The following is a 20,350-nucleotide window of genomic DNA, read 5'->3' as shown; positions in this document are numbered from 1 at the left end:
ATGATCCGATCCGGCGAACCCACTGTTGAGGAGTTGATGGCGCGCATTGCGGCGCTGCAGGCGCAGAACCGTCAGCTCGCAGACCGCGTGTTCAAGCTGGAGGAAGAACTGGCGCTGGCGCGGCTGCATCGTTTTGCGCCGAAAAGCGAAAAGCACATCGATCGTCTCTTCAATGAAGCCGAGCAGGTTGGCGATGAAGACGACGCCGCCAGCGAAGATGGCGAGGTCGTCGACCTGCCAGACACCGGCTTTGCGTCGACCGGAAAGCCGGAGGGCAAGAAGCGTGGCCGCAAGCCTCTGCCGGAACACCTGCCGCGCGAGCGCGTCGAGTATGATCTTGCCGACGACCAGAAGGCCTGTCCTTGCTGCCGCCACCAGATGCATCGCATGGGTGAGGCCGTCACCGAGCAACTCCATATCGAGGTGAAGGCGAAGGTCCTGCAGAATGTGCGGTTCAAGTATGCCTGCCGCCATTGCGATCGCACCGGCATCAACACGCCTGTTGTCCTCGCGCCGATGCCCGCGCAGCCCTTGCCGGGCAGCATCGCCACGGCCTCGACGCTGGCCTTCGCGCTCGTCCACAAATATGTCGACGGCACGCCGCTCTACCGCTTGGCCCAGGCCTTCGAGCGCGCCGGCGTTCCTATCAGTCGTGGTGCTCTGGGGCATTGGGTGATCGGCTCGAGCGAGAGGCATCTCTCCCGCATCTATGACGCACTGAAGCTGCGGCTCAGGTCGCAGCCTCTCATCCATGGCGACGAGACGACGGTTCAGGTGCTGAAGGAAAAGGATCGAGAGGCCACCAGCACATCATACATGTGGGCCTATCGCAGCGGCGAGGACAGCGACGAGCCGATCGTGCTTCTCGATTATCAACCCGGCCGCGGCCAGATACACCCACGGGCCTTCCTCGGTGATTACCGCGGCATATTGATGAGCGATGGCTATACTGCCTGGCGCACACTGAATGGCGCGACCCATTTGGGATGCATGGCCCATTCCAGACGGCGCTTCGTCGATGCCCTCAAGGCAAGAAAGAAGGGGGGTGGCCCGCCGGAGCAGGCGCTCAGGTTCTTCGAGCAGCTCTACCGGATTGAAGGCCAGGCGCGGAACGAACAGCCGGACAAGGGCGAAACGCGAGATCATTGCATTCGCCGTTCCCGCCAGCAACACAGCGTCCCCATCCTCAATGCTCTCAAGGCATGGCTCGACGACATAGCGCCGAGGGTCTTGCCCGACAGCAAGATCGGCGACGCCGTGTCCTACACCCTGAACCAGTGGGAATATCTGACGCGATACACAGAAGACGGCAGGATGCCGATCGACAACAACCTCCTCGAACGCGATATCAGAATCTTCGCAACCGGCAGAAAATCCTGGCTGTTCAGCGACACCGTGGACGGAGCAAGGGCCAGTGCCGTCGTCTACAGTCTGATGCTGACCTGCCGAGCTTGCAACATCGGGCCTTTGGCCTACTTGCGCCATGTCCTCAGCGAATTGCCGCAGCGCGCCACAGACGCCGACATCACCGACCTGTTGCCCTTCAAATTCCCGCAAGCAGCAGCCGCTGCATGATCCCATGCAACTGGCCGACAGACACCCCGCTTAAACGGCCCGCATCAACGCGCATGGAAATGAGCGCTTACAGAGAGAATGCTGGCTCACACCCAGCCGCTGCGAAACTTCGGCAACGGCATAGCCCCGCTCCGTGATCTGACGCACTGCGTCGCGCTTAAACTCTTCGCTGAAATTCGATTTGCTCATGATGATCTTCTTGCCTCAAATTTAGGAAAGAAGACGTCTACAAATCTAGGGGCTATTCAAACCGCGCCTGGAGAAGGTCCAGCTTTGCACGCGTCGTGCCGACAGTCGTAATTGAACCTTAGTGCCAGCACAGGGCAAATCGGCAATTATCCGAACGTAACGGCTATGAATACGATCAGAAACGCGTTTGCACAAAGGACAGGAACGCCGATCGGTGGCAGCCCGCGCTGAAACAACGATAACCCCGTCGCTCTCGTCGGAACGCTCTACAATCAATCCGGCCGGGATCAGGGATGACAGACGAAATTCGGTCGTCATAGTGCTGATTCCTTTTGATAACCGCACCAGTTTCGACTGGAAAGTCATCAAATGTGAGTCAGACCCAACGTTCGACGCCTATGGCGGGGTCGAACACCGCGCCGAAACACAATAATCAGCGAGGAATCCCTTGCGAAGATAAGCGTTCACGATCCGTTTGGCTTAAATAAACGCCACTCTTATACAGAAGATTCCTTTCAAGATATATTCCACCTCTCCTTTTCCACCCGCCACCCAAATGCAATACTCCGATCGGCAAGTGAGGCTCCAATGTCGTTCTGACAACACCATCATTCGATCGAAACGGTGGGTTCCACATACACATATAGTTATACAACGGATCGATTAGCGTCACGCAATCAACGTCCTTAAGAAGATAATTCAAGGATGCTTGATCACCAAAGTGAAAATAGCGTCCATCTTTCAAGCGATCATAGTCCTCGACATAGATTCTTTGAATTTCTCTCCTCCATTTCGACCATATGTGATTTGGCCTACTCATAACAAAAAAGCCTGAATTGTAGGTCGGGTATTGACTGAGAATGGAACCAATTTCGCTACCATACAAATAGCTAAATATGGCTTCTTCACCATCAATTCGCGCCTTGAAGGTGAACCCGGGCCAAACGAATCCTTGATGAACCTCCTGGGAAATATATATCCGGTCTTCATTGTCGGCAGCGGTACTCAGTATCGACAAGAACCCAGGAACGTCCTGCACCCATATATCAGGGTCCATCCATGTAATGACAGATGCCTCCGGAAAAAGCTGAGGTAAAAACGCTCTGCATATTTGTCCGCGCCTATACCCATATTTGTCATCGCTGAGTTCACCCATTATGTTCTTATCAAGCTCGCGAACAACGATTCCATTGGACTCAAGCCAAACGACATTAGCTCGACTGCAACCAATATCAAGGAAGGCAAGAGTGACGTTGCTTGGTAATTCTCCCGATTCAATGAGCGATAAGTAGAGGCCCTTAGCAAGAGGGAAGTAGTTTTCATCGCAAGCGGATACCAAAATAATACTCGCCTGTCTTTCTTTACGATTCTGAACGTGTGAAAATAGCATCGCTCTACTTAAGCTCCAAGTTGGTTTGATCCCTATGTTTCGTCATCTCTTCAACGATATTTCGCGCGCCCAACACCGCAAGTGCGACAGAGGTCAACGTTGGATTGCCGGCCGTCTCGGTTGGTATGACACCATTTCCGGCAACGTAGAGATTTCGAGTATTCCATACTCGGCTGTTTCGATCGCATACGCTCAGGCCATCATCACTCTCTCCCATACGAATGGTACCTTGATAATGAAGTGAGCTTCCGAGAGGCCACTTAAGTGGGCTTTGTCCTGGGTAAGGTCGTCCGAGGGCATGGCAAATATTATTCAGATTGACGAACGCGGATTTCATGCGTGCCTCGTCTCGTTGCGACATCTTTAAATGCAGACTGATTGCAGGTCGCCCAAGCCAATCGGTCTTGGAATCGTTAAACCAAACCCTGTTTTCCCATTGCAGCTCGAGTGGCAGAAAAAACCTAACGAAAAGCAAGGGGTTTGGTGATGGCCACCGATGCTTGGCTTCCAATGGATGTGATTCTTTCGCGAACGGCCGAATCTGTACATGGAATGGAAAGCTCTCGCCATCATACGGTATCCAAACCATTTCCCCTGGACTTTGCGACGCAATTGCCCTATCCGATGCTGCGCCAGCGTCACCAAGGCGATCCATCATCGCATCACTGCTTCTCACGCCATCAGACTCAGCAACCATCGAGATCATGGCGTGATCATTGAGATATCTGCCGAGCACCGGGGGGCGGATATCGGAGGCGAACAACAATTGTGGCGTATGCAGTGAATCAGCAGCTATGACGATGGTACCGGCGGCAATATGCATTTTCTCACGTTGAACTCGATCCCAGACAACGACACCGCGAGCTCTGTCCCCATCCATGATAATCCGCTGGCACACCGTTTCTGGCTTCAGCGCAAATGCCCGCTTCTCAACCATTTCCCCAAGGATAACGTCTCCTCCCGTCTGGATATTTCCGGAGGCGGTAGGGGTGCTGGCGATAGGCATCGGTTGAACGCAACGATCGCCTTTACGCCCACTGTTGAAGAGAGTTCCCAACCTATTTTCAACCAGATGCATAATATGCGTACTTGGAAATGGAGTTTGCGACACCTTCAGCAGGCTTTCGGCGTCATCCAAAGCTTGGTCGAGCGCAGCGGGATCGATAAACTGTATGCGCTCACTGTTTGCGGGCCTCGGGCACGCGCCAGACCACTGGGAGCCCATCCCTCCGACATTACAGGCTGCCTGTACAGCTGGAAGGCCGTTGCCGCTGAGGTGCCCACTACCTACACGGAAAAGCCCAGGCCGACGCAACATGGCGTCATTGGGCTTACCAAGGGTATGCTGTAGAGCTTCTGCCTCACTCATTGGTTCGTATGCGATTTGATAAGGTCCCTGAGAAGCGACAAGGGCTCTATTTAGCTGGATTTCATCGACAATATTGCAGACGTGCGATCCAGGCGGTTTTGTAACGACAGGTCCTGCTTCAATCATCAGAATACTAGCGCCAGGCAATTCCTCCAATAAAATCCTGGCATACGTTGAACCTACCGGGCCGCTTCCGACAATTATAACGTCTGCGTGCTCCGCATAGTTTGTATCCACAACTTATTCCTCAAACTCGGTTCCCGTAAGATGAGATTGCCGCTGCCGCCGGAATGAGGTCAACTAACCTCAGACTAACCTTAAGTCACTAAATTTAGTGCTGACTGCCTGCGCCCATAAACATCGTCATACAAGCTGTTCACCACTGTTCATCTGTAATCTTTTGGGAAATTTCCTCATAAGCGCAGATCGGCCTCTCCAATAGGATCGCGTAAAGGTAAACCAGCATGTCTTTAATCTGCGTTCCAGTAGTCATTGGAAGGTAAGAGCGGTGATACTCAAACAATCGTATACTCTTTCATCGTGTTCGGAGACGGAGATTACAACACAGCTGTCATCCGATGACCCCTCTCGATCCCGAAGATGGATGCGCATGGCTCCATCTTCGTAATAGTAGTGTGCAACGCGATCAGCGCCTAAGCCGTTTGCTCTAAAACGATAAATCCCCGATGTTTCCACATAAAACTGGAAAACATCCCCCTGACTATCAACTACGATCCTTATAGCGTGATGGCGCGGAGCAATCCAGAGCGACATGTTCAACGTGTCATCCTTGCGTTCCCGAATGGCGCGGGCTTTGATCCCTGGAATTTCCTCCTCGGTATTCGCATTATAAAAGTTTGCTATTCGCTCATTGCCATTTGATCTAACGAGCTGCGGAAATTTGGTCTCCAGCATTCTAGCAAGCCAATGCGTACCGGGGTGGGAGGCAATGCTCTCCTCCACCGACCGTTCACAATGATACCACAACCCGTACAAAACCGTTCGATAGCCACCGTTGGTCGATGGTATATATCTAGCCGCATTGCTAGATAGCATCGAAGCTAGTGTGCCGTGTAGCGGAAAGATGACCGCAAAGATATTGGCCATCCAGCGAACAAGTGGCTGCATTTCATGCAAGTTCATAAAATCTGCAAAAATATTCAAGTTAAAATCTGGATCATCAAGTATTTCATTCAGTTCCATAAGCTCTCCTAGCCTAATTGGAGCACGATCCCGACCATGAGGAAGATTGCATGCAGCATAATCGTAATACATACTTGAAATTGATATTAGCGCTGCGATCTCTGCTCGCGGAATACGCACGTTTCCACCGGGAAAACTTGCAGCCAATATCGAATTATCCTTTATCAATGACTGTTCTATTGCTCCATAATTCGCGGAGCACATTACGATACTTGAGTCAGTCACTCGTGCAGGTTGGCATATCGGGAAAAACGCGTGGACGTCAAAGCTCACTCCTTTGTAGTCGAAGTGCGCGATCTCATGGGGCGGCAAGCGGCGATCGGTCTCGGTCATTTCGATGTCTTTAAATGCAGCCAGGCGCTGCATGAAATCATCCGGGAGCATTGCATCAACATCCCAAGCGCGTCGAACGAGAGACAAGTCCCCTGTCCGAAGGAAGCTTCTGATGCCCTTCAATATTACTAGTGCCTCACCATCCTTCAATTGATCGGCCAATAGGCCTATTGCATTGCGCTGACCAATGGCATTGAGCCTAAAAACCTCCAATTGATCTTTGATCTTTTTATAAAGTTCCGGATAGTTTTCTTTATAAAAAGCCCAGTGTTTTGAGTATGCTCTGGATTCAATTCTATGAGTAACTAACATATCGAAGTATGCCGCACTATCCGACCCAACATTCGGGGCACCTAAAGCAATTAAGCCCACCGCTTCCAATAGGGTCTTGAAATGTGCGGTCTGCAAACCTGTCTCGTTGAGCATTGTGTGCCTTACTCCGACATCGCGTTGGCTATAGTGAAATTTCCGAATTTCAGCTCAGGCTCTAAGCCGGCTTTGAAACGGCATGTAATCTGAGGATCATGCGTTTCCGGCATCGTGCTGGCGCATGCGACCAGCAAAAGCGGCGTCCTTCCTCCTGGACCTCGGAATCTCAGCGGCATGATTGCTATCGTAAAACATTCAAAAGATGTTCGCCGAAGGGTCCGTTCATTCGCAAATCGCACGCAGTTTTCGTACATCCTGCTTCCTGAAGAATTCGCTCTTTTTTCTGGTCGCGAGCAATACCAATGAAATCAACCTGACAAACTCGGGCGGCAATGACGTCGGGAACCTGATCTCCCACAAATACGATTCTGTCAGACTTTAAGCCGGCATGTACTTTATGACATTTACTGATTGCTTCCGCGAGTATTTCGGATTTCGTCCGGCCATCCTCAGCGTATGAGGAGACGTCGAACATGCTCCCCAAGCCAGCTTTATACAAACGCATTTCCCCGGCGCCTCGGAGGTTCGCTGTCGCTAGGCCGATCAGACAATGCTCCTGGGATTTGAGAAATGATAAGGTTTCGCGCGCGCCGTTTACCGCAGCGGCAACGAAGTGAGGAGACGACAAAACGCGTTCGAGTCGACTCAAATAGTCTTGTTTGAACGACACCATTATCGCGTCGATATCCGCACCGTTATACGCCTCAGCAATGACCTGGTTTGCCACGCCGACGTCGGTTCGCACTGGATATCGCGCCCAGTCAACATCGAACACGCCGCCGGATGCCACCTGAAGGGCATCAATGTAAGTCGAGTTCTCGACATCCGACAACTCGAGGATCGTGCCATCCAGGTCGAATACAATAAAAGATGGTGACGGCTTATGCGATCGCATCTTCGATTGCTTCCATCGCCATTGCGATATTATCGTGAACGGGTTGGTCGAGCATTGTAATCGTAATCCATCCCCACGCCTCGGCGGCGTGACGGAAGATCGTGTCCGTCTCCGTCTGAAGGCGGAGGAAGCCCTCCGCGCCTGGAGCGCCGATAATACGACAATCTTCAAGCGGGCCAAAATCAGCCCCGTCAGCGAGCCTCCACTTGAGCGCGAGCTCGGGATCACCGGTGACATAAATACCGAGCGAGGGGCGGAGTCGTTCAAAGGCATTGGTCATGGAGGAAAGCAGCTCTTCTTCCGGACGATCGGATGAGGACGTCCCTTTCACTTCCCTCAAATACCTCGCGAGCATCAGTGCCTTAACACCGTGCTTAAAGGCCCAGCTTTCATATATCGGCACGATTCCTTTATCCACCATGGTACGTTCAACTCCACAATGGAGTAACATGCCGCCACCAAACTCAACCAGCGCAGCGGCCAAAAGAGCGTTCTCTTCATTTTTTGGGGGGTCAGCGGTGTCGCCGGGAATTTCAAGCGACAATGTGTCAACTCCCATGCTTTTCCCAAAATCATGATCGGTAAAGGTGAAAAGGCTCCGCAAAGAAAGATCCGAAACACCGCTCATCAAATGTGTAAGTGCGGAGCCATCGTTTTGTTTGTGAAGCTTCGTCACCGACACAATCTCGCTTCGCCGTCCGCCCCGGTCGAACTTCTTCTTGAGTTCTTTCGCTATTGTTGACTTGCCTATCCCATCCATTCCCAGGAATGCGACAGATCTAACGGTGGATTTCGAAAGGGAATTCATTTTTTCATTCCGACGAGGATGATTTTCCGATCAAGATGAGAAATTGGGGCTTTGGAAAAATCCGAATAGGTGCCGTCAATATCCAAACCAGAAGCGTGGAAAGCACTTATGAGTTCGTGCAGTGAGTATAAACGATGCTGAAGAGATACCGTCTTCACTAGATTTACGCCGGTATAAAAATACCAATCCAGTGTCCGTCTGCTGGTGCTCAGATCGAATCCGTTATGCTTTTCGCAGCGACCATGTTCGCCCCATGGAAGCGTTTTTACGTCCGCAATGTCTCGGCAAACGGCATCTCTCGAAGTCATATCCAACACGAAAACGCCGCCCCGTTTAAGTGACCGAGTGATATTGCCCAGACACGAAAGGTTCTCCGCGTCCGAATGATATCCAAACGAGGTATAAAGAGAAATGGCGAGATCGAATTCATCCTCACGGGTAAAATCTCTCAGATCGGAATTTATCCAATCAAGACTTACCCCGGCCAACTTTGCTCTTTTCAAAGCCTCTTGAGAGTATTCGACGGATTTTTCGATGGAAGAAATGGTGTGCCCCAATTTTGCAAGGAAAATGGAATGTCGCCCCAAGCCGGCGCCGACATCCAAGATTTTAAGCTTGCCTGTTTGTCTCGCCGAAGAAATGCAAAATTGCACCTCTTTTGAGGTATCCTCTTCGCTCTTACGATCAAGTGAGACATCTGCCACTTCTTTGCAAAAGTACCCGTCATCAAGGCTCTTTGACATGTTCCACCATCGAATTATGGGACAAGCTTCGATATTCTTTCAATTTCGCCGCCCGTTTTTCTGGGCTATCCGTAAACCGTTGAATCTCCAGAGGCTTGCCAATCCCTGAATAGTACCGGTTGAGATAAATCGGCAGCGGCATTTCCTCCAATTTCACTTCGTCGCCGCGGATCCAGTGTTCACTGACGAGGCATTCTACGGCACGGCCGATAACGCAGTGATGCGAAGGCTTCGAAATTCCCAACTCCGCGCCAGTCAGAATGGTGGTCACTTCGCAACCAATGACAATAGGGCACTCATCGAGATATGGGAGTTTGCTGCGAGGCATTTGCCTCACTTCAAACCCAGACTGCTCGACCTTGTCAGGAGTAGATCGCAACTTGCGGGTTCCGACGTAGTCGGCTCCCCAGAGGTCCGCTTCCAGTGGAAGATTTATCGCAAACTTCTGGGTTCTCCGGATATTTTTATATGTAAGCCTCGACGGCTTTATCCCGATGGATATCAAGGGAGGGTCAAGGCAAACGACGCCAGCAGCTGACATCGTTGAGAGATCTACCTTGTTGTCGGATCCTAGCGTACTGAGAATAATGACTGGAGAAGGGATGTAAAATGCCATTGGCGGCGTGTCTACTTTGTCCCCATGAGAATCCTCGGTGGATTTTGATCTCATGATAGCTTCCGCTCCAATTCGCTGGAATTCCAGGATATTCTTCTCAGTGCTAACGCATATTGGTCGAGCAAATCATCGCAACGGTAATGGAGCCGTGTGGTTGGAAAACTTACTGAATTTGCGTAGTAGGCTTCGGCAACTGGAAAATCACCGGGCTTATAAGCGGTTGAAGCTGAACCGAGATGAGTGAGCGTGTTTTGAGCTCTTTGGAACATCGGCAGAAGGTTGAGAGGCGGCGATCCGGGCCGCTTTAGCTTCATCCCCTCGACATTCGCCGCCGCCAGAAACTGCTTGTACGTTAGGCCGGACATTTCGCTGGAGTTGAATCGAGTTTTGTATCCGTACCAAGCCCCGCGATGGTTGCCAGCCAACGTTTGCGGTACCTCGATTCCCGGAATATCACGGATGCGATCAGACAACCCTTCCAATACCGAGGTTTTTTCAGATATCCTGGAGTCCAGAGATTTGAATTGATCCAAACATATTGCCGCCGATATAGGCGTAATGCGGTAGTTTCCGCCGCCCCCCGCGTCGACCATCCACCTGTATTTCTCACCTACCAATGTTTCCCCGGCTCGCCCTTTGCAATGGCCGAGGACAAGCGCCCGATCAAAGATTTCGGCGTCGTTGGTGATGAGCGCGCCCCCCATGCCCCCTGTTACCATCTTCTGGGCACCCAGGCTGAAGATGCCGACATCGCCGATCGTCCCGACTTTGCGACCTTGGTAGTGAGCGCCGTGGGCATGTGAGCAGTCTTCCACAACCTTGAGACCGTTTTTTCGAGCGACCTGGAGTATGCCTCCCATGTCGGCGGGATCTCCCCAAACGTGCGTCACCACGATGGCTTTGGTTTTTGGAGTAATCAGATCCGGAAGCTTGGCGGGATCCATATTCCCCGTTTCTGGATGCGCATCACAAAGTATCGGTGTAGCACCGCACAGAAATAGAGGGGTCACGGTCGCCATATAGGTGTAAGCTGGAGCGATAACCTCGTCGCCTGGTCCGATACCTAACCCCACATACGCCGCGTGCAAGGCGGCAGTGCCGGAACTATGTGCCAGACAATAGGTACTATCATGGTAGTGGCGAATAAACTCCTCCAGTTCCTCGATGATTCCACCGGAATGATATCCGTACAACTTGCCTTGGACGAGTAGCTCCAAAACCGAGTTACGCGCTTCTGGTGAGATGATTGGCCAATCTGCAGGGTGTGGAAGGGTTACGACCTTCCCCCCCCCCAGCGACACGGGTAGATCTTGAGATTGCATTGATTTCATAGAAGTTCCGCCGAAAGCAATTTGCTCTGAGTAAGAGCAGTTTCGTTGATGTTAGCAACCTCATGTAGATCGACGCTTCGCGAACCTTCCCTATATGCGGAAATGCCCTTACACCCGAGCTTCCAACTCAGATAAAAAGCGTCGCTGATTTCTTCAATAGTGCCGTCCCTCGGGACGTTTATAGTTTTCGAGACACCATTGTCAGTGTGCCGTTGCCAAGCCGCGAGCATCCGCACATGCCAGGTGGGCGAGATGTCGTGAGCGTAACGAAATATCCTGCGTATCTGCTGCGGAAGTTGGGCATGGCCATTTGCAAGGTTGCCGACGATTTCTAGGGCTTCGCTTTCCGTCATGCCACTCTGGGTCAAAGCAGCGATGATGTCGTTATCAAGATAAACAATTCCGTCTTCCCGAATCACATTCTTTCGAAAATTCGCGGCGAACCTGGGCTCGATTCCACTGCTGCAGCTGGCTATCATGGAAATCGTTCCGGTTGGAGCGATCGATGTGACCGCGCAGTTGCGCACCGGATCGCTGAAACTGGACTTATCGAAATTTGGAAATGGCCCCCTTGATTTCGCCAATTCCGAACTCGCTTGCCACGCACGATCAGCAATAAAGGAACCCAATTCTTCCGCGATCTCTAACCCCTCTTCCGAATCGTATTGGACGTTCAGCCTGATCAAGAGGTCCGCAAAGCCCATCACCCCGAGCCCGATACGGCGATTAGCCTTGGCCATCTCGGAGATACGTGGGTCTGGATAGGTTGAGAGGTCGATCGCATTATCCAGCAACCTGACGCCGAGCGCGACGCAGTCACCAAGCGCGCCCCAGTCGATGCCGGAAGGGCTGCCGAATTCCGCCAAATTGATCGACGCTAGATTCGACGCCTCAAAGGGATACAGACCGTGCTCACCGCATGGATTGGTAGCGCGTATAGGTCCCAAGCACTCTATCAAACGATTATTTCGGTTTATGTTGTCGAGAAAAAGCAACCCTGGATCGCCGGTTTTCCAAGCGCAGTTTGCTATTTCTCTCCACAGTGTCCTGGCCGGCATCCGGTTGACGACTTGCCAGCTCAGAGGACTGACGAGTTCAACATCAAGATCAGCTTCAACGAGCTTCATAAAGGCGTCGTCTATGAGGACGGACAGGTTAAAATACGGAAGCGTTCCGACCTTCTCTTTGCATCGGATAAATGCCAGCACGTCCGGATGATACACGCTGAGCGTGCCTAGATTAGCTCCGCGCGTTTTTCCGCCCGCCATTACGGTGCGGGTTGCGGCGTTAAATAGGTCAATCCAAGCGATAGGACCGCTAGCACCCCTCGCCTGGCTTGACGCTATTTTTGCGCCGCTTTCCCGGAGGGACGAGAAGTCGAAGCCGGTGCCTCCACCCGTGCGGTGACATTTTGCTGCTACGCCAATGCAATCAAAAATCGATTCGAAATCATCCTCGACGGGTATTACAAAACAAGAGCCTAATTGTCCCTGCTTGCTGCCCGCATTGTTTAGTATCCGTCCGGAGGGCCACAATTTGTTGGACGCCATCGCCGCCAAAAGCTTAATTTCAAAGTTCCGAACGGATTGATCCTCAGCGCCATAAAGCCGATCGACCAGTGCGATTTCTCGGGCCACTCGAGCCAAGACTTGGTCAGCATTCTCAATGGCCCCGTCATCTAAGCGCAACGCCAGTTGACTCCCGATAACACTTGCACCGTCGGCATTCATTTATGCGCCTTTCAAAAGGGAAAGCGGGCCCGGCCAATTTCTTGACGATTGATCACACTAAACCGAGGGCGAGGTGTGGCCGCCCGCGCTTGCCCACCACACGTTGCCATTAGCAACACCTAGCGCTAGATACACTTTCATGCAAGCGTAAATCTGATTTTATCAATCCCTAGATGTGAGCTTTCAGAAAGTTGTCCATTCGGAGGAGATCGGGGAGACTGGAGTTACCACACAACACTCTTCCAGGATCGCTCCGAATGAACATCCACAAGAATGCCCGACTGACGCCGTTGCGTCGAGAGCAAATGGCCTTGGCCGTCTCTCTGTCGACATCCTGCGCGCTGCCATCGCCTATTACGCCAGTCTTGGCGTTTGCGTCTTGCGCGTTGTGACCGACAACGGTCCCTGTTACACATCTGCAGCATTCGGCGAGGCTTGCCGAGAGCTCGGTCTCCAGCCGCCTTCGCGCCAGCCTCCTGCTCCTTCAGCACCGCAATGATCTGTTCTTCCGTAAATCTCTGCTTCTTCATTTGTCCGTCCTTCATCAGGCCGGACTCTAATCAAATCTGGAGGAAATTCGCAGTGGCAGGTCAAAATTGGTCTTGGGTTTCCCGCGTCTCTGGATTAGAACATCAAGACAACTGAGATGTAGTGTTGGCACGGTACTCAACTTTGAATCTTTCACCAGCAATCAAACAGCCATATTTGTGCTATCTTAGTTGACCTGCTCTCGCGGTTCAGGAAAAAGGTTAGGGTAAGTGGCAGCTGAAACTGTGATATATTTTCTTCGCCACGGTCAGTCAGAGTTCAATGAGGCTTTCGCGAAAGATCCCACACGGGATCCCATGATGATTGACCCTCATCTGACAGCGCTTGGAAGAATCCAGGCAACAGAAGCTGGGAAGGCTTTTAGCGGGATTTCGCTTGACCTTGTAGTTACCTCTCCTTTTACGAGAACACTGCAAACAACCCAACTGGCCTTTGAATCTCGGCGCTTAAAAATAGCTGTTGGATCGCTGCATAGAGAGAGACTGGAGCAAAGCTGTGATGTTGGAAACCCTAAATCGCAACTGGCTTGGAATTTTCCCGAATTCGATTTTACCGACATTCCCGAAAGATGGTGGCATCTTTCAGACATTGACCCACTAAAGAAAATTGTTGTTGAGCCCGAAGAAATTGTAAGCGACAGGATTCATAGGTTCCGCTTCTGGCTTGCTAGTAGAACTGAACGCTGTATTGTCATTGTCGGTCACGGTGGCTTCTTTAGAAGAATGGCGGGACGCCATCTGCAAAACGGCGAATGGATGGAGTATATGGACCACAGATTTTAGTCCGTATATTTCCACGTTTAGTGAAAACATGTCCAATTGTTCTACGAGCCCGCGCTCTATCGCAGCACGCCTACGCAAAATGCATCCTGGCGGCTCCATCGATCAGCGCTAAAACATCAGCATAAAGATCATCCCAGGAAATAGCAAGGCGAGCTATTTCCTCTAAATTAGTGCTATCCAGCGATCCGGCCAGCGTGGTCAATTCCAAGAAAGCAAGAGTAGAAGCCGGCAGTTGAGTTGACGTGCGAACCGCTCTTAGCTGGAGGAGTAGGTGCGATAGTGGGAAGCGCTCACCATCCAAGCAATCTGCCTTGTCCACAGCCGATAGAACAAACCCATCACAGAAATCCCGGTATGCAGGTGAGCGACCAAGAGTGTTCAATATTCTTGTGCAGAGGCGATAGACATCTGGAGCCTCTTGCTGGAGGGCATACATTGCCCATTTCAGCTTCAACACACGAAATGAAGTTGCGGCGCACGCAAGGAGAACGCAACATTGGACCGATTGGTTCAATGCTTTTAATCTCTGCACTAAGTCTCCTTCAATGAGATTCTTCGCATAACCGGCGGCAACCTCCAGGTAAAACAATGCGATGTCCGGTCTCAGCACTGCGCTTTGATTGCGTTTAAATGCTTGACTACGGATAACTTCACCGCCTGCTATAGGAATTCCACTTGCTAAATTGCTAAGAATCCTGAGCTGTACGAGGTCAAGAGCATCTATACCTAGAACACGGTCTACACTTGACCGATCTAAGTACATAACTGAAATTTCAGAGGCGATCCAGGATTCTAGGTCACCTCTGATCTTAAAAGGTGAAATTATAGCGACATCAATGTCCGACGACTGTTCAAACCAACCCCGAGCAGTAGATCCAATAACAAGCGCGTGTTCCTGCCGCGCGTCAAGTTGCCAGCTTGCGACTACCCTCCGTGCCCGGTCTACCCTCTCAAGTCGCTCAAGCTCACGCATCGCCACCACCTCGTAGATGAAGCGATCCTGCCTTCCCCCGAGACGAGGCCAGGAGGCCCGTTTAGCCACCAATTTTTGACGCGTACGATGCTAGAGAAGACTGAGCTGCCGGGGACGAAACGCCAAGCTGAAGATAGTTTGCGTCCTCTTTTGCTGCCTCCTGCCCCAATAGCAATTCCCGGGCTTTACTCCAGTTTGCCGGATCGAATTCTGGTAGACCTGCTGCTTGCAAATAAGCGCGAACAGCGGCTGCTGCATGTACCATTTGAGCGCTAGCCATCAACATATCCTTATTAAGGGAGGGCCAATCTTGCGTGAGCAAGATACAACCTTAACATTAGCATAGGCAAGAGATATTGTGTGGGTCGAGAAAATGAGTTTGCCAACCCGATCTCAAGACTCCTGCCCACCCGTCAATCTCAAACTGTGCCGTATGGGACGGCACATTGCTTTCTGGTTACGGGATAGCGGATAAAGAGCTGATATGAACTCGTCGGCCAGCGGTTGCAAGCTGGTCATCCGGCGGTACGGGTTATAGCAATTCTACACGGAACGCCGCATCATGAGGGGCTGTTGCCGCACGGATTGCACAACGCCCGAGACATGCTCACGACCGACGTTCTGAAGCAAACCCGCTCATATGAGCAGGCAAGTCATGCCATCTAAAAGACTTCGGAGTTGGCCGCGCACACGATCGAGGTTTTTCCGTAAGATAAGGACGCGCTGGCAGCAAAGATCTTGAACCTGGCGTGGAAGGCCGTGTACGCGCAATGAAAATCGGCGATATCCATAAGCGGGTTGGGCCTGAGATTCCAAGGTCGCAAATCCACCGCAGCGTCGAACAAGTAAGTGAATAGCCCCGAGTTTCGTGGACACCTTCGAGTTAGGTTTTCTGTTGCTTTTCGAACTCGACCGGTGACAGCATTCCGTTCGTGACGTGCTTTCGTTTCGGGTTGTAGAACATTTCGATGTAGTCGAACACGCCCTCGCGTGCCTCATCGCGTGAACGATAGACCCTGCGGCTATCTGTTCGCGCTTTAGAAGATTGAAGAAGCTTTCCGCAACTGCATTGTCGTGGCAGTTACCTCGGCGGCTCATCGAGTGAACCAAATTGTGGTGCTTGGGGAACGATGCCCAATCCATGCTGGTGAACTGCGAGCCTTGGAACTGAATGGATCAGCACTTGGTCCTTTGGCTTGCGTCGCCATACGGCCATGAGCATAGCCTGCAACACGACATCCGTGGTTTGGCGGCTTTGCATCGACCAGCCGATCACCCGGCAGGAATAGAGATCAATGACGACAGCGAGGTAGGCGAAGCCCTCACCGGATGTCGCCTGCACTGACCCTATGGACACATCCCCTGCTTTTTCGGCGAAGGTATTCCCCCGTCACTACCGCGATCTTGACAATCGCTAAAATATCTCGATCTTTCACAAACATGGGTGGTCATATTGCAACCTCAAAACAACATTGGAGAGCGCTTGCTTTCAAAAATTGTCCAGTCCAAAGTTTGCTGATTATATGCGGTATCGCAGTTGTAGGACTGTCAGATCCTGTACAAACAAACTGAGCCACTTCTGTTTATGCGCGCACCTAGAATTAGGGGAGCGATCTAGCTGACACGGCCGAACGTTTTGTAGTGAGAGTCAAAAGGCAATAAAGATTGACACTGTGTGGAACGCTATGAAATCACCTAGATCGCCCTCGAACAAATCGCCTGACCAGACTTGGATGCCTTTTGGAATCTGGACGCTGTTGCGCCTTTCGCGTTGGACGCGCCCCTACCGCTGGCGCATTATAGTAATGGTCTTAGCTGACGTCTTCGCTCTAGTCGCGAAGACCGTAATTCCTTTTGTCGTTGCCATGATGATCGACGGTCCTATATCAAGCGGCGATTATAGTGGCCTCGGGTGGTACTCCGCTATTTTGCTCGCGCTGACACTTGCGCAAACCATCTGCTTTGGGTTGCGATTTTGGCCGAGCCCGGACATGATAAACGTTGAGGCGGCGGTTCGTAGCGATCTGTACCGCCATGTGCAGCGATTGCCCGCACTTTTCCATGACCGTCACGGTAGTGGTGCGACCTTATCTCGGCTGATTGGAGACGTGACTCAAATTGGCTATGCGCTGCACAGCGCATTGGCTTGGACGATATCGACCGCTGCAGCGATTGCGATTACTGCAGCCATGCTTATCTTCATTCACCCTGCACTTGGGTTGGCCGTGATAGTCGCTCTCGTCCCTCTTAGCATTTCCAGCAAGGTTTTCCAGAGCCATTTCTATGGTGCGTCGAATGCGGCGCGAGAATGCGCGAGTACCTTGGCGACTTCGGTCGAAGAGTCGGCACTTGCGATTAGAGTACTTAAGGCACTCGGCGGTGGCTCGTTCGCGATTGACCGTTTTGAAAGCGTCGCCCACAAGTCGCGAGATGCCGAGCTTGAAAAGATCCGTCTGAACGCGCTGTTCAGCGCTTATCTTGCTGGATATCCAATTATAGTATTGGCAATGGTGGTAGTCGGCGGTGGTATCGCGGTAAGCCACGGCGCCGTCTCGACAGGTGCTTTTGTTGCTTTTGTTGCCTTTTATTTTCGAATTTTAGGACCGGTGCAGGCAATGGGGATGGCAGTGTTTGAGTATCAACTTTCGGTTAATGCGGCAGCTCGCGTCTTCGAGATATTTGACACACAATCGGATATCGCCGATCCCGACAAGCCGTTAACGCTTCCGGCGGCCGGTGCTTTGAGCGTTTGCTTCGAGGGTACCCGCTTTGGTTATCCCGGCGCCGGGACAGAGGTGTTGGCGGGTGTCGATCTTGATATTTGCGCTGGCGAAACAGTCGCTATTGTGGGATCGACAGGTTCGGGCAAGAGTGTTCTCGGTTCCCTTGTCGGACGTTTGGCTGATGTGACCGGTGGACGAGTAACTGTGGGCGGCCTCGATGTGCGGCAGATTTCTCTCGTAGAGCTGCGCGAAGCTGTTGGAATGGCGTTTGAGGATGCAGTGCTGTTTTCAGTCAGTATACGCGAGAACCTGACGTTTGGGCGTCAAGGGATCAGCGAGGACGATATTGCGATGGTACTTTCCCTGACCCAATCCGGATTTGTAACGACATTACCCGATGGCCTTGATACCGTCGTTGGCGATAGAGGGCTGACGTTGTCGGGTGGGCAGCGGCAACGTATTGCATTAGCTAGGGCATTGCTCGGGCGGCCACGGGTTCTCGTGCTTGACGATCCGATGTCGGCGCTAGATGTTCGAACCGAGGAAGCACTTCAGCGTGCATTACGGCAGGCTTTCAGGGGCATTACTACTATTATCGTAGCTCGCCGTCCATCCACGGCACTACTTGCCGATCGCGTAGCTTTGCTTGAAGAAGGGCGGATCACCGCTATCGGAACCCACAGCGAGCTGCTGGCGAGTTCGGCCGCTTATCGACGTGTCCTCATCGCTGCGAGTGACATCGAGTCAACAGCAGAAAGAGCATGCAATGCTTGACGAGAGGAACGGGGCACCGCCGCAACGGACCCGTCGTCTATTGCTACGTCTGGTGCGACCACATCTTTTTCGCATTGTTGCGCTGTTCGCTGTCGCATCTGTACAGACAGCGTTAATGACCGCGCCACCGTTTCTGGTCAGCGTGGCGATTGATTCCGGTCTCCCTGCGGCACAGATGTTCAATTATTGGCCGCTAGTTGGTGTTGGAGCCATTATCGCCGCCTGTGCCATAGGGACTGCAATACTCAGCTTGCTATGGCGGCAGCAGACGGGGAAAATCGGGCAATCTGTCGTGCTCAATCTTAGGTTAGAATTGTTTTCCAAATTTCAAATACTATCGATCGCCTTTCACGAGCACTTTAATTCAGGCAGGACTATTGCACGCCTAACGTCAGACATGGAGGCAGTTAATACTTTATTTGGAGTCACCCTTGGTGTGTTGTTACAGGCTGTGCTTGGCATTATGGCGACTACTCTGGCGATGTTGTTTCTCGATGGGTGGTTAGCTACCGTCACCTTTGTTTTGCTAACACCGCTCGGTCTCCTGCTTGTCTGGGCTAGGATACGGTTCAGTGAAGCCATCCGCGTCAATCGAGTAGCGATTGCTGAGGCCACGGCGCATGTAGTGGAGTCGCTCAATGGTATCCGCGTCGTTCAGGCTTTCCGCCGTGAGCGCCACCACGACGAAGTGTTTGGTTCGATCATCGAACAAGCGAGGATCTCCGGTCGTCAGGTTCAAAGGGTTCGCGGCGTTAATGTCACCATGATTGAGCTAAATTTGGGCATAGCTGCGATTGTCATTCTGACTATCGGAGGTGCCGCAGCCTCAAGGGGCGAATTGGAGATAGGTGTACTTGCGGCCTTTGTTCTCTATATCGGCCAACTTTTCTTCCCGTTATTTGCGATGACGACCGTTCTGGACGCTCTTCAGTCGGCCATGATAGCACTCTCCAAAATAGCCGAGGTAATTGACCTTGACGTCGACGTTGTAGAACCTGAGCATCCCGTCACCCTACCCGTTCCGATCGGCGGTGAGGTAGTTCTTGAAGGCGTGCAGTTTGCCTATAATGCTCCCGAGATATCGACTACAGCCGAACCGATTATTTCCGAGATCAATTTACGTCTGGCCCCTGGCCAGGTCGTTGCAATGTTAGGTGCTACTGGCGCAGGCAAGTCGACCATCGCTAAGTTAATCGCCCGCTTCTACGATCCAACAGCTGGACGTGTCCTTCTCGATGGCGTTGACCTGCGTGATCTAGCCAATCGTGATCTGAGGCGTGCAGTGGTAATGCTCACTCAGGAAGGATTCCTATTCTCGGGATCTGTAGCCGACAATATACGCATCGGCAAGCCATCGGCGACGGACGCGGAGGTCCGCCGCGCCGCACTCTCGGTAGGAGCGGACGAGTTCATCAGCGCTTTACCGGAGGGTTATGAAACCGATGTGTGTAAGCGTGGGACAAGGTTGTCTGCTGGACAACGCCAACTCGTCGCATTTGCACGCGCTTTCCTCGCTAATCCAGCAGTGTTGATCCTTGATGAGGCTACATCGGCACTCGATATTCCCACCGAACATGCAATGCAGAAGGCACTGCGCATCCTTCTCACTGGGCGCACCGGGTTGATCATCGCGCATCGACTATCGACGATAAAGATTGCCGACCGCGTGCTTGTAATGGCGGCCGGGAAAATCGTCGATGATGGAACCCCAGCCGAAATGCTAGCTCGAGGAGCCGATGAATTCGCAGAGCTTTACCGCGACGGCTACGGTCTGCCTTTACGGCACACCGGTTTGCCGGCAGTTCCTTTGAACTAATGCGAACTGTAAATCGGGTTGGGCCGCAACTGATTATCGTGAAATGCCTAGTACCGTGATCGGCCTTTGGAGCGAAATCAGTCCGTGGATTGCGGCATGAGGTATTTAGCGGATCGATCCCT

Annotated in this window: 15 protein-coding genes and 4 pseudogenes; 5 read left to right on the top strand and 14 right to left on the bottom strand. The window is 52.1% G+C overall.

Annotated features, from left to right (window positions below):
• The gene (tnpC, locus tag ACXHRN_RS07635) at positions 1-1,575 is read left to right on the top strand and encodes an IS66 family transposase (RefSeq protein WP_488640724.1); all 1,575 of its coding nucleotides are present in this window, start codon (positions 1-3) and stop codon (positions 1,573-1,575) included.
• Between the two features lie 66 nt (positions 1,576-1,641).
• On the opposite strand, the pseudogene ACXHRN_RS07630 reads toward tnpC, so the two are convergent.
• The 11 genes and pseudogenes from ACXHRN_RS07630 to ACXHRN_RS07580 form a co-directional block, all read right to left on the bottom strand.
• A pseudogene (locus tag ACXHRN_RS07630) lies at positions 1,642-1,764 on the bottom strand (transposase); the annotation flags it as partial.
• 63 nt (positions 1,765-1,827) lie between these two features.
• Positions 1,828-2,082, bottom strand: a pseudogene (locus ACXHRN_RS07625) (transposase family protein); the annotation flags it as partial.
• A gap of 115 nt (positions 2,083-2,197) precedes the next feature.
• The gene (locus tag ACXHRN_RS07620) at positions 2,198-3,154 is read right to left on the bottom strand and encodes a hypothetical protein (RefSeq protein WP_488640723.1); all 957 of its coding nucleotides are present in this window, start codon (positions 3,152-3,154) and stop codon (positions 2,198-2,200) included.
• A gap of 4 nt (positions 3,155-3,158) precedes the next feature.
• On the bottom strand, positions 3,159-4,760 hold the full coding sequence (locus ACXHRN_RS07615) for a GMC oxidoreductase (RefSeq protein ID WP_488640722.1): 1,602 nt from the start codon (positions 4,758-4,760) through the stop codon (positions 3,159-3,161).
• 252 nt (positions 4,761-5,012) lie between these two features.
• On the bottom strand, positions 5,013-6,485 hold the full coding sequence (locus ACXHRN_RS07610; RefSeq protein WP_488640721.1) for a hypothetical protein: 1,473 nt from the start codon (positions 6,483-6,485) through the stop codon (positions 5,013-5,015).
• 184 nt (positions 6,486-6,669) lie between these two features.
• Positions 6,670-7,383, bottom strand: a complete 714-nt coding sequence (locus tag ACXHRN_RS07605) for an HAD family hydrolase (protein WP_488640720.1) — start codon at positions 7,381-7,383, stop codon at positions 6,670-6,672.
• Positions 7,370-8,191 (bottom strand): hypothetical protein, encoded by an 822-nt coding sequence (locus ACXHRN_RS07600; RefSeq protein ID WP_488640719.1) that lies wholly within the window; start codon positions 8,189-8,191, stop codon positions 7,370-7,372. The genes ACXHRN_RS07605 and ACXHRN_RS07600 overlap by 14 nt, the downstream gene beginning before the upstream one ends.
• Entirely contained in the window at positions 8,188-8,934 is a 747-nt protein-coding gene (locus ACXHRN_RS07595; protein WP_488640718.1) for a class I SAM-dependent methyltransferase, read from the bottom strand. Before ACXHRN_RS07595 ends, ACXHRN_RS07600 begins: the two co-directional genes overlap by 4 nt.
• On the bottom strand, positions 8,918-9,604 hold the full coding sequence (locus ACXHRN_RS07590; protein ID WP_488640717.1) for a flavin reductase family protein: 687 nt from the start codon (positions 9,602-9,604) through the stop codon (positions 8,918-8,920). Before ACXHRN_RS07590 ends, ACXHRN_RS07595 begins: the two co-directional genes overlap by 17 nt.
• Positions 9,601-10,881, bottom strand: a complete 1,281-nt coding sequence (locus tag ACXHRN_RS07585; RefSeq protein WP_488640716.1) for a DegT/DnrJ/EryC1/StrS aminotransferase family protein — start codon at positions 10,879-10,881, stop codon at positions 9,601-9,603. The genes ACXHRN_RS07590 and ACXHRN_RS07585 overlap by 4 nt, the downstream gene beginning before the upstream one ends.
• A complete protein-coding gene (locus ACXHRN_RS07580; RefSeq protein ID WP_488640715.1) occupies positions 10,878-12,611 on the bottom strand; it encodes an adenosylcobalamin-dependent ribonucleoside-diphosphate reductase in 1,734 nt (577 codons plus the stop codon). Before ACXHRN_RS07580 ends, ACXHRN_RS07585 begins: the two co-directional genes overlap by 4 nt.
• A gap of 257 nt (positions 12,612-12,868) precedes the next feature.
• Here ACXHRN_RS07580 and ACXHRN_RS07575 point away from each other — a divergent pair.
• Together ACXHRN_RS07575 and ACXHRN_RS07570 are read left to right on the top strand one after the other, a co-directional pair.
• A pseudogene (locus ACXHRN_RS07575) lies at positions 12,869-12,931 on the top strand (type II toxin-antitoxin system RelE/ParE family toxin); the annotation flags it as partial.
• Between the two features lie 438 nt (positions 12,932-13,369).
• A complete protein-coding gene (locus tag ACXHRN_RS07570; RefSeq protein ID WP_488640714.1) occupies positions 13,370-13,942 on the top strand; it encodes a histidine phosphatase family protein in 573 nt (190 codons plus the stop codon).
• Positions 13,943-14,012: 70 nt separating this feature from the next.
• On the opposite strand, the gene ACXHRN_RS07565 is transcribed toward ACXHRN_RS07570, so the two are convergent.
• From ACXHRN_RS07565 to ACXHRN_RS07555, 3 genes and pseudogenes are all read right to left on the bottom strand, one after another.
• A complete protein-coding gene (locus ACXHRN_RS07565; RefSeq protein ID WP_488640713.1) occupies positions 14,013-14,915 on the bottom strand; it encodes a hypothetical protein in 903 nt (300 codons plus the stop codon).
• Positions 14,916-14,976: 61 nt separating this feature from the next.
• Positions 14,977-15,195, bottom strand: coding sequence for a hypothetical protein (locus tag ACXHRN_RS07560; protein ID WP_488640712.1), 219 nt, complete (start codon positions 15,193-15,195; stop codon positions 14,977-14,979).
• 603 nt (positions 15,196-15,798) lie between these two features.
• Positions 15,799-16,239, bottom strand: a pseudogene (locus tag ACXHRN_RS07555) (IS3 family transposase); the annotation flags it as partial.
• Positions 16,240-16,720: 481 nt separating this feature from the next.
• Here ACXHRN_RS07555 and ACXHRN_RS07550 point away from each other — a divergent pair.
• On the top strand, positions 16,721-18,412 hold the full coding sequence (locus ACXHRN_RS07550) for an ABC transporter ATP-binding protein (protein WP_488640711.1): 1,692 nt from the start codon (positions 16,721-16,723) through the stop codon (positions 18,410-18,412).
• Positions 18,405-20,228: an ABC transporter ATP-binding protein gene (locus ACXHRN_RS07545; protein ID WP_488640710.1), complete on the top strand. Its 1,824-nt coding sequence runs from the start codon at positions 18,405-18,407 to the stop codon at positions 20,226-20,228. Before ACXHRN_RS07550 ends, ACXHRN_RS07545 begins: the two co-directional genes overlap by 8 nt.
• Positions 20,229-20,350: the final 122 nt, after the last annotated feature.

It is taken from the genome of Shinella sp. OV683, assembly GCF_057787725.1.
Note: the sequence above shows the minus strand (reverse complement) of the source record. Positions and strands in the feature narration are given on the sequence as shown.

Bases quoted from the DNA above. Each gene is read 5' to 3' on its own strand.
- ACXHRN_RS07560 (WP_488640712.1), bottom strand. From the start codon at position 15,195: ATGGCTAGCGCTCAAATGGTACATGCAGCAGCCGCTGTTCGCGCTTAT.
- tnpC (WP_488640724.1), top strand. From the start codon at position 1: ATGATCCGATCCGGCGAACCCACTGTTGAGGAGTTGATGGCGCGCATT.
- ACXHRN_RS07550 (WP_488640711.1), top strand. From the start codon at position 16,721: ATGGTCTTAGCTGACGTCTTCGCTCTAGTCGCGAAGACCGTAATTCCT.
- ACXHRN_RS07600 (WP_488640719.1), bottom strand. From the start codon at position 8,191: ATGAATTCCCTTTCGAAATCCACCGTTAGATCTGTCGCATTCCTGGGA.
- ACXHRN_RS07580 (WP_488640715.1), bottom strand. From the start codon at position 12,611: ATGAATGCCGACGGTGCAAGTGTTATCGGGAGTCAACTGGCGTTGCGC.
- ACXHRN_RS07605 (WP_488640720.1), bottom strand. From the start codon at position 7,383: ATGCGATCGCATAAGCCGTCACCATCTTTTATTGTATTCGACCTGGAT.
- ACXHRN_RS07595 (WP_488640718.1), bottom strand. From the start codon at position 8,934: ATGTCAAAGAGCCTTGATGACGGGTACTTTTGCAAAGAAGTGGCAGAT.
- ACXHRN_RS07565 (WP_488640713.1), bottom strand. From the start codon at position 14,915: ATGCGTGAGCTTGAGCGACTTGAGAGGGTAGACCGGGCACGGAGGGTA.
- ACXHRN_RS07590 (WP_488640717.1), bottom strand. From the start codon at position 9,604: ATGAGATCAAAATCCACCGAGGATTCTCATGGGGACAAAGTAGACACG.
- ACXHRN_RS07545 (WP_488640710.1), top strand. From the start codon at position 18,405: ATGCTTGACGAGAGGAACGGGGCACCGCCGCAACGGACCCGTCGTCTA.
- ACXHRN_RS07620 (WP_488640723.1), bottom strand. From the start codon at position 3,154: ATGCTATTTTCACACGTTCAGAATCGTAAAGAAAGACAGGCGAGTATT.
- ACXHRN_RS07585 (WP_488640716.1), bottom strand. From the start codon at position 10,881: ATGAAATCAATGCAATCTCAAGATCTACCCGTGTCGCTGGGGGGGGGG.
- ACXHRN_RS07610 (WP_488640721.1), bottom strand. From the start codon at position 6,485: ATGCTCAACGAGACAGGTTTGCAGACCGCACATTTCAAGACCCTATTG.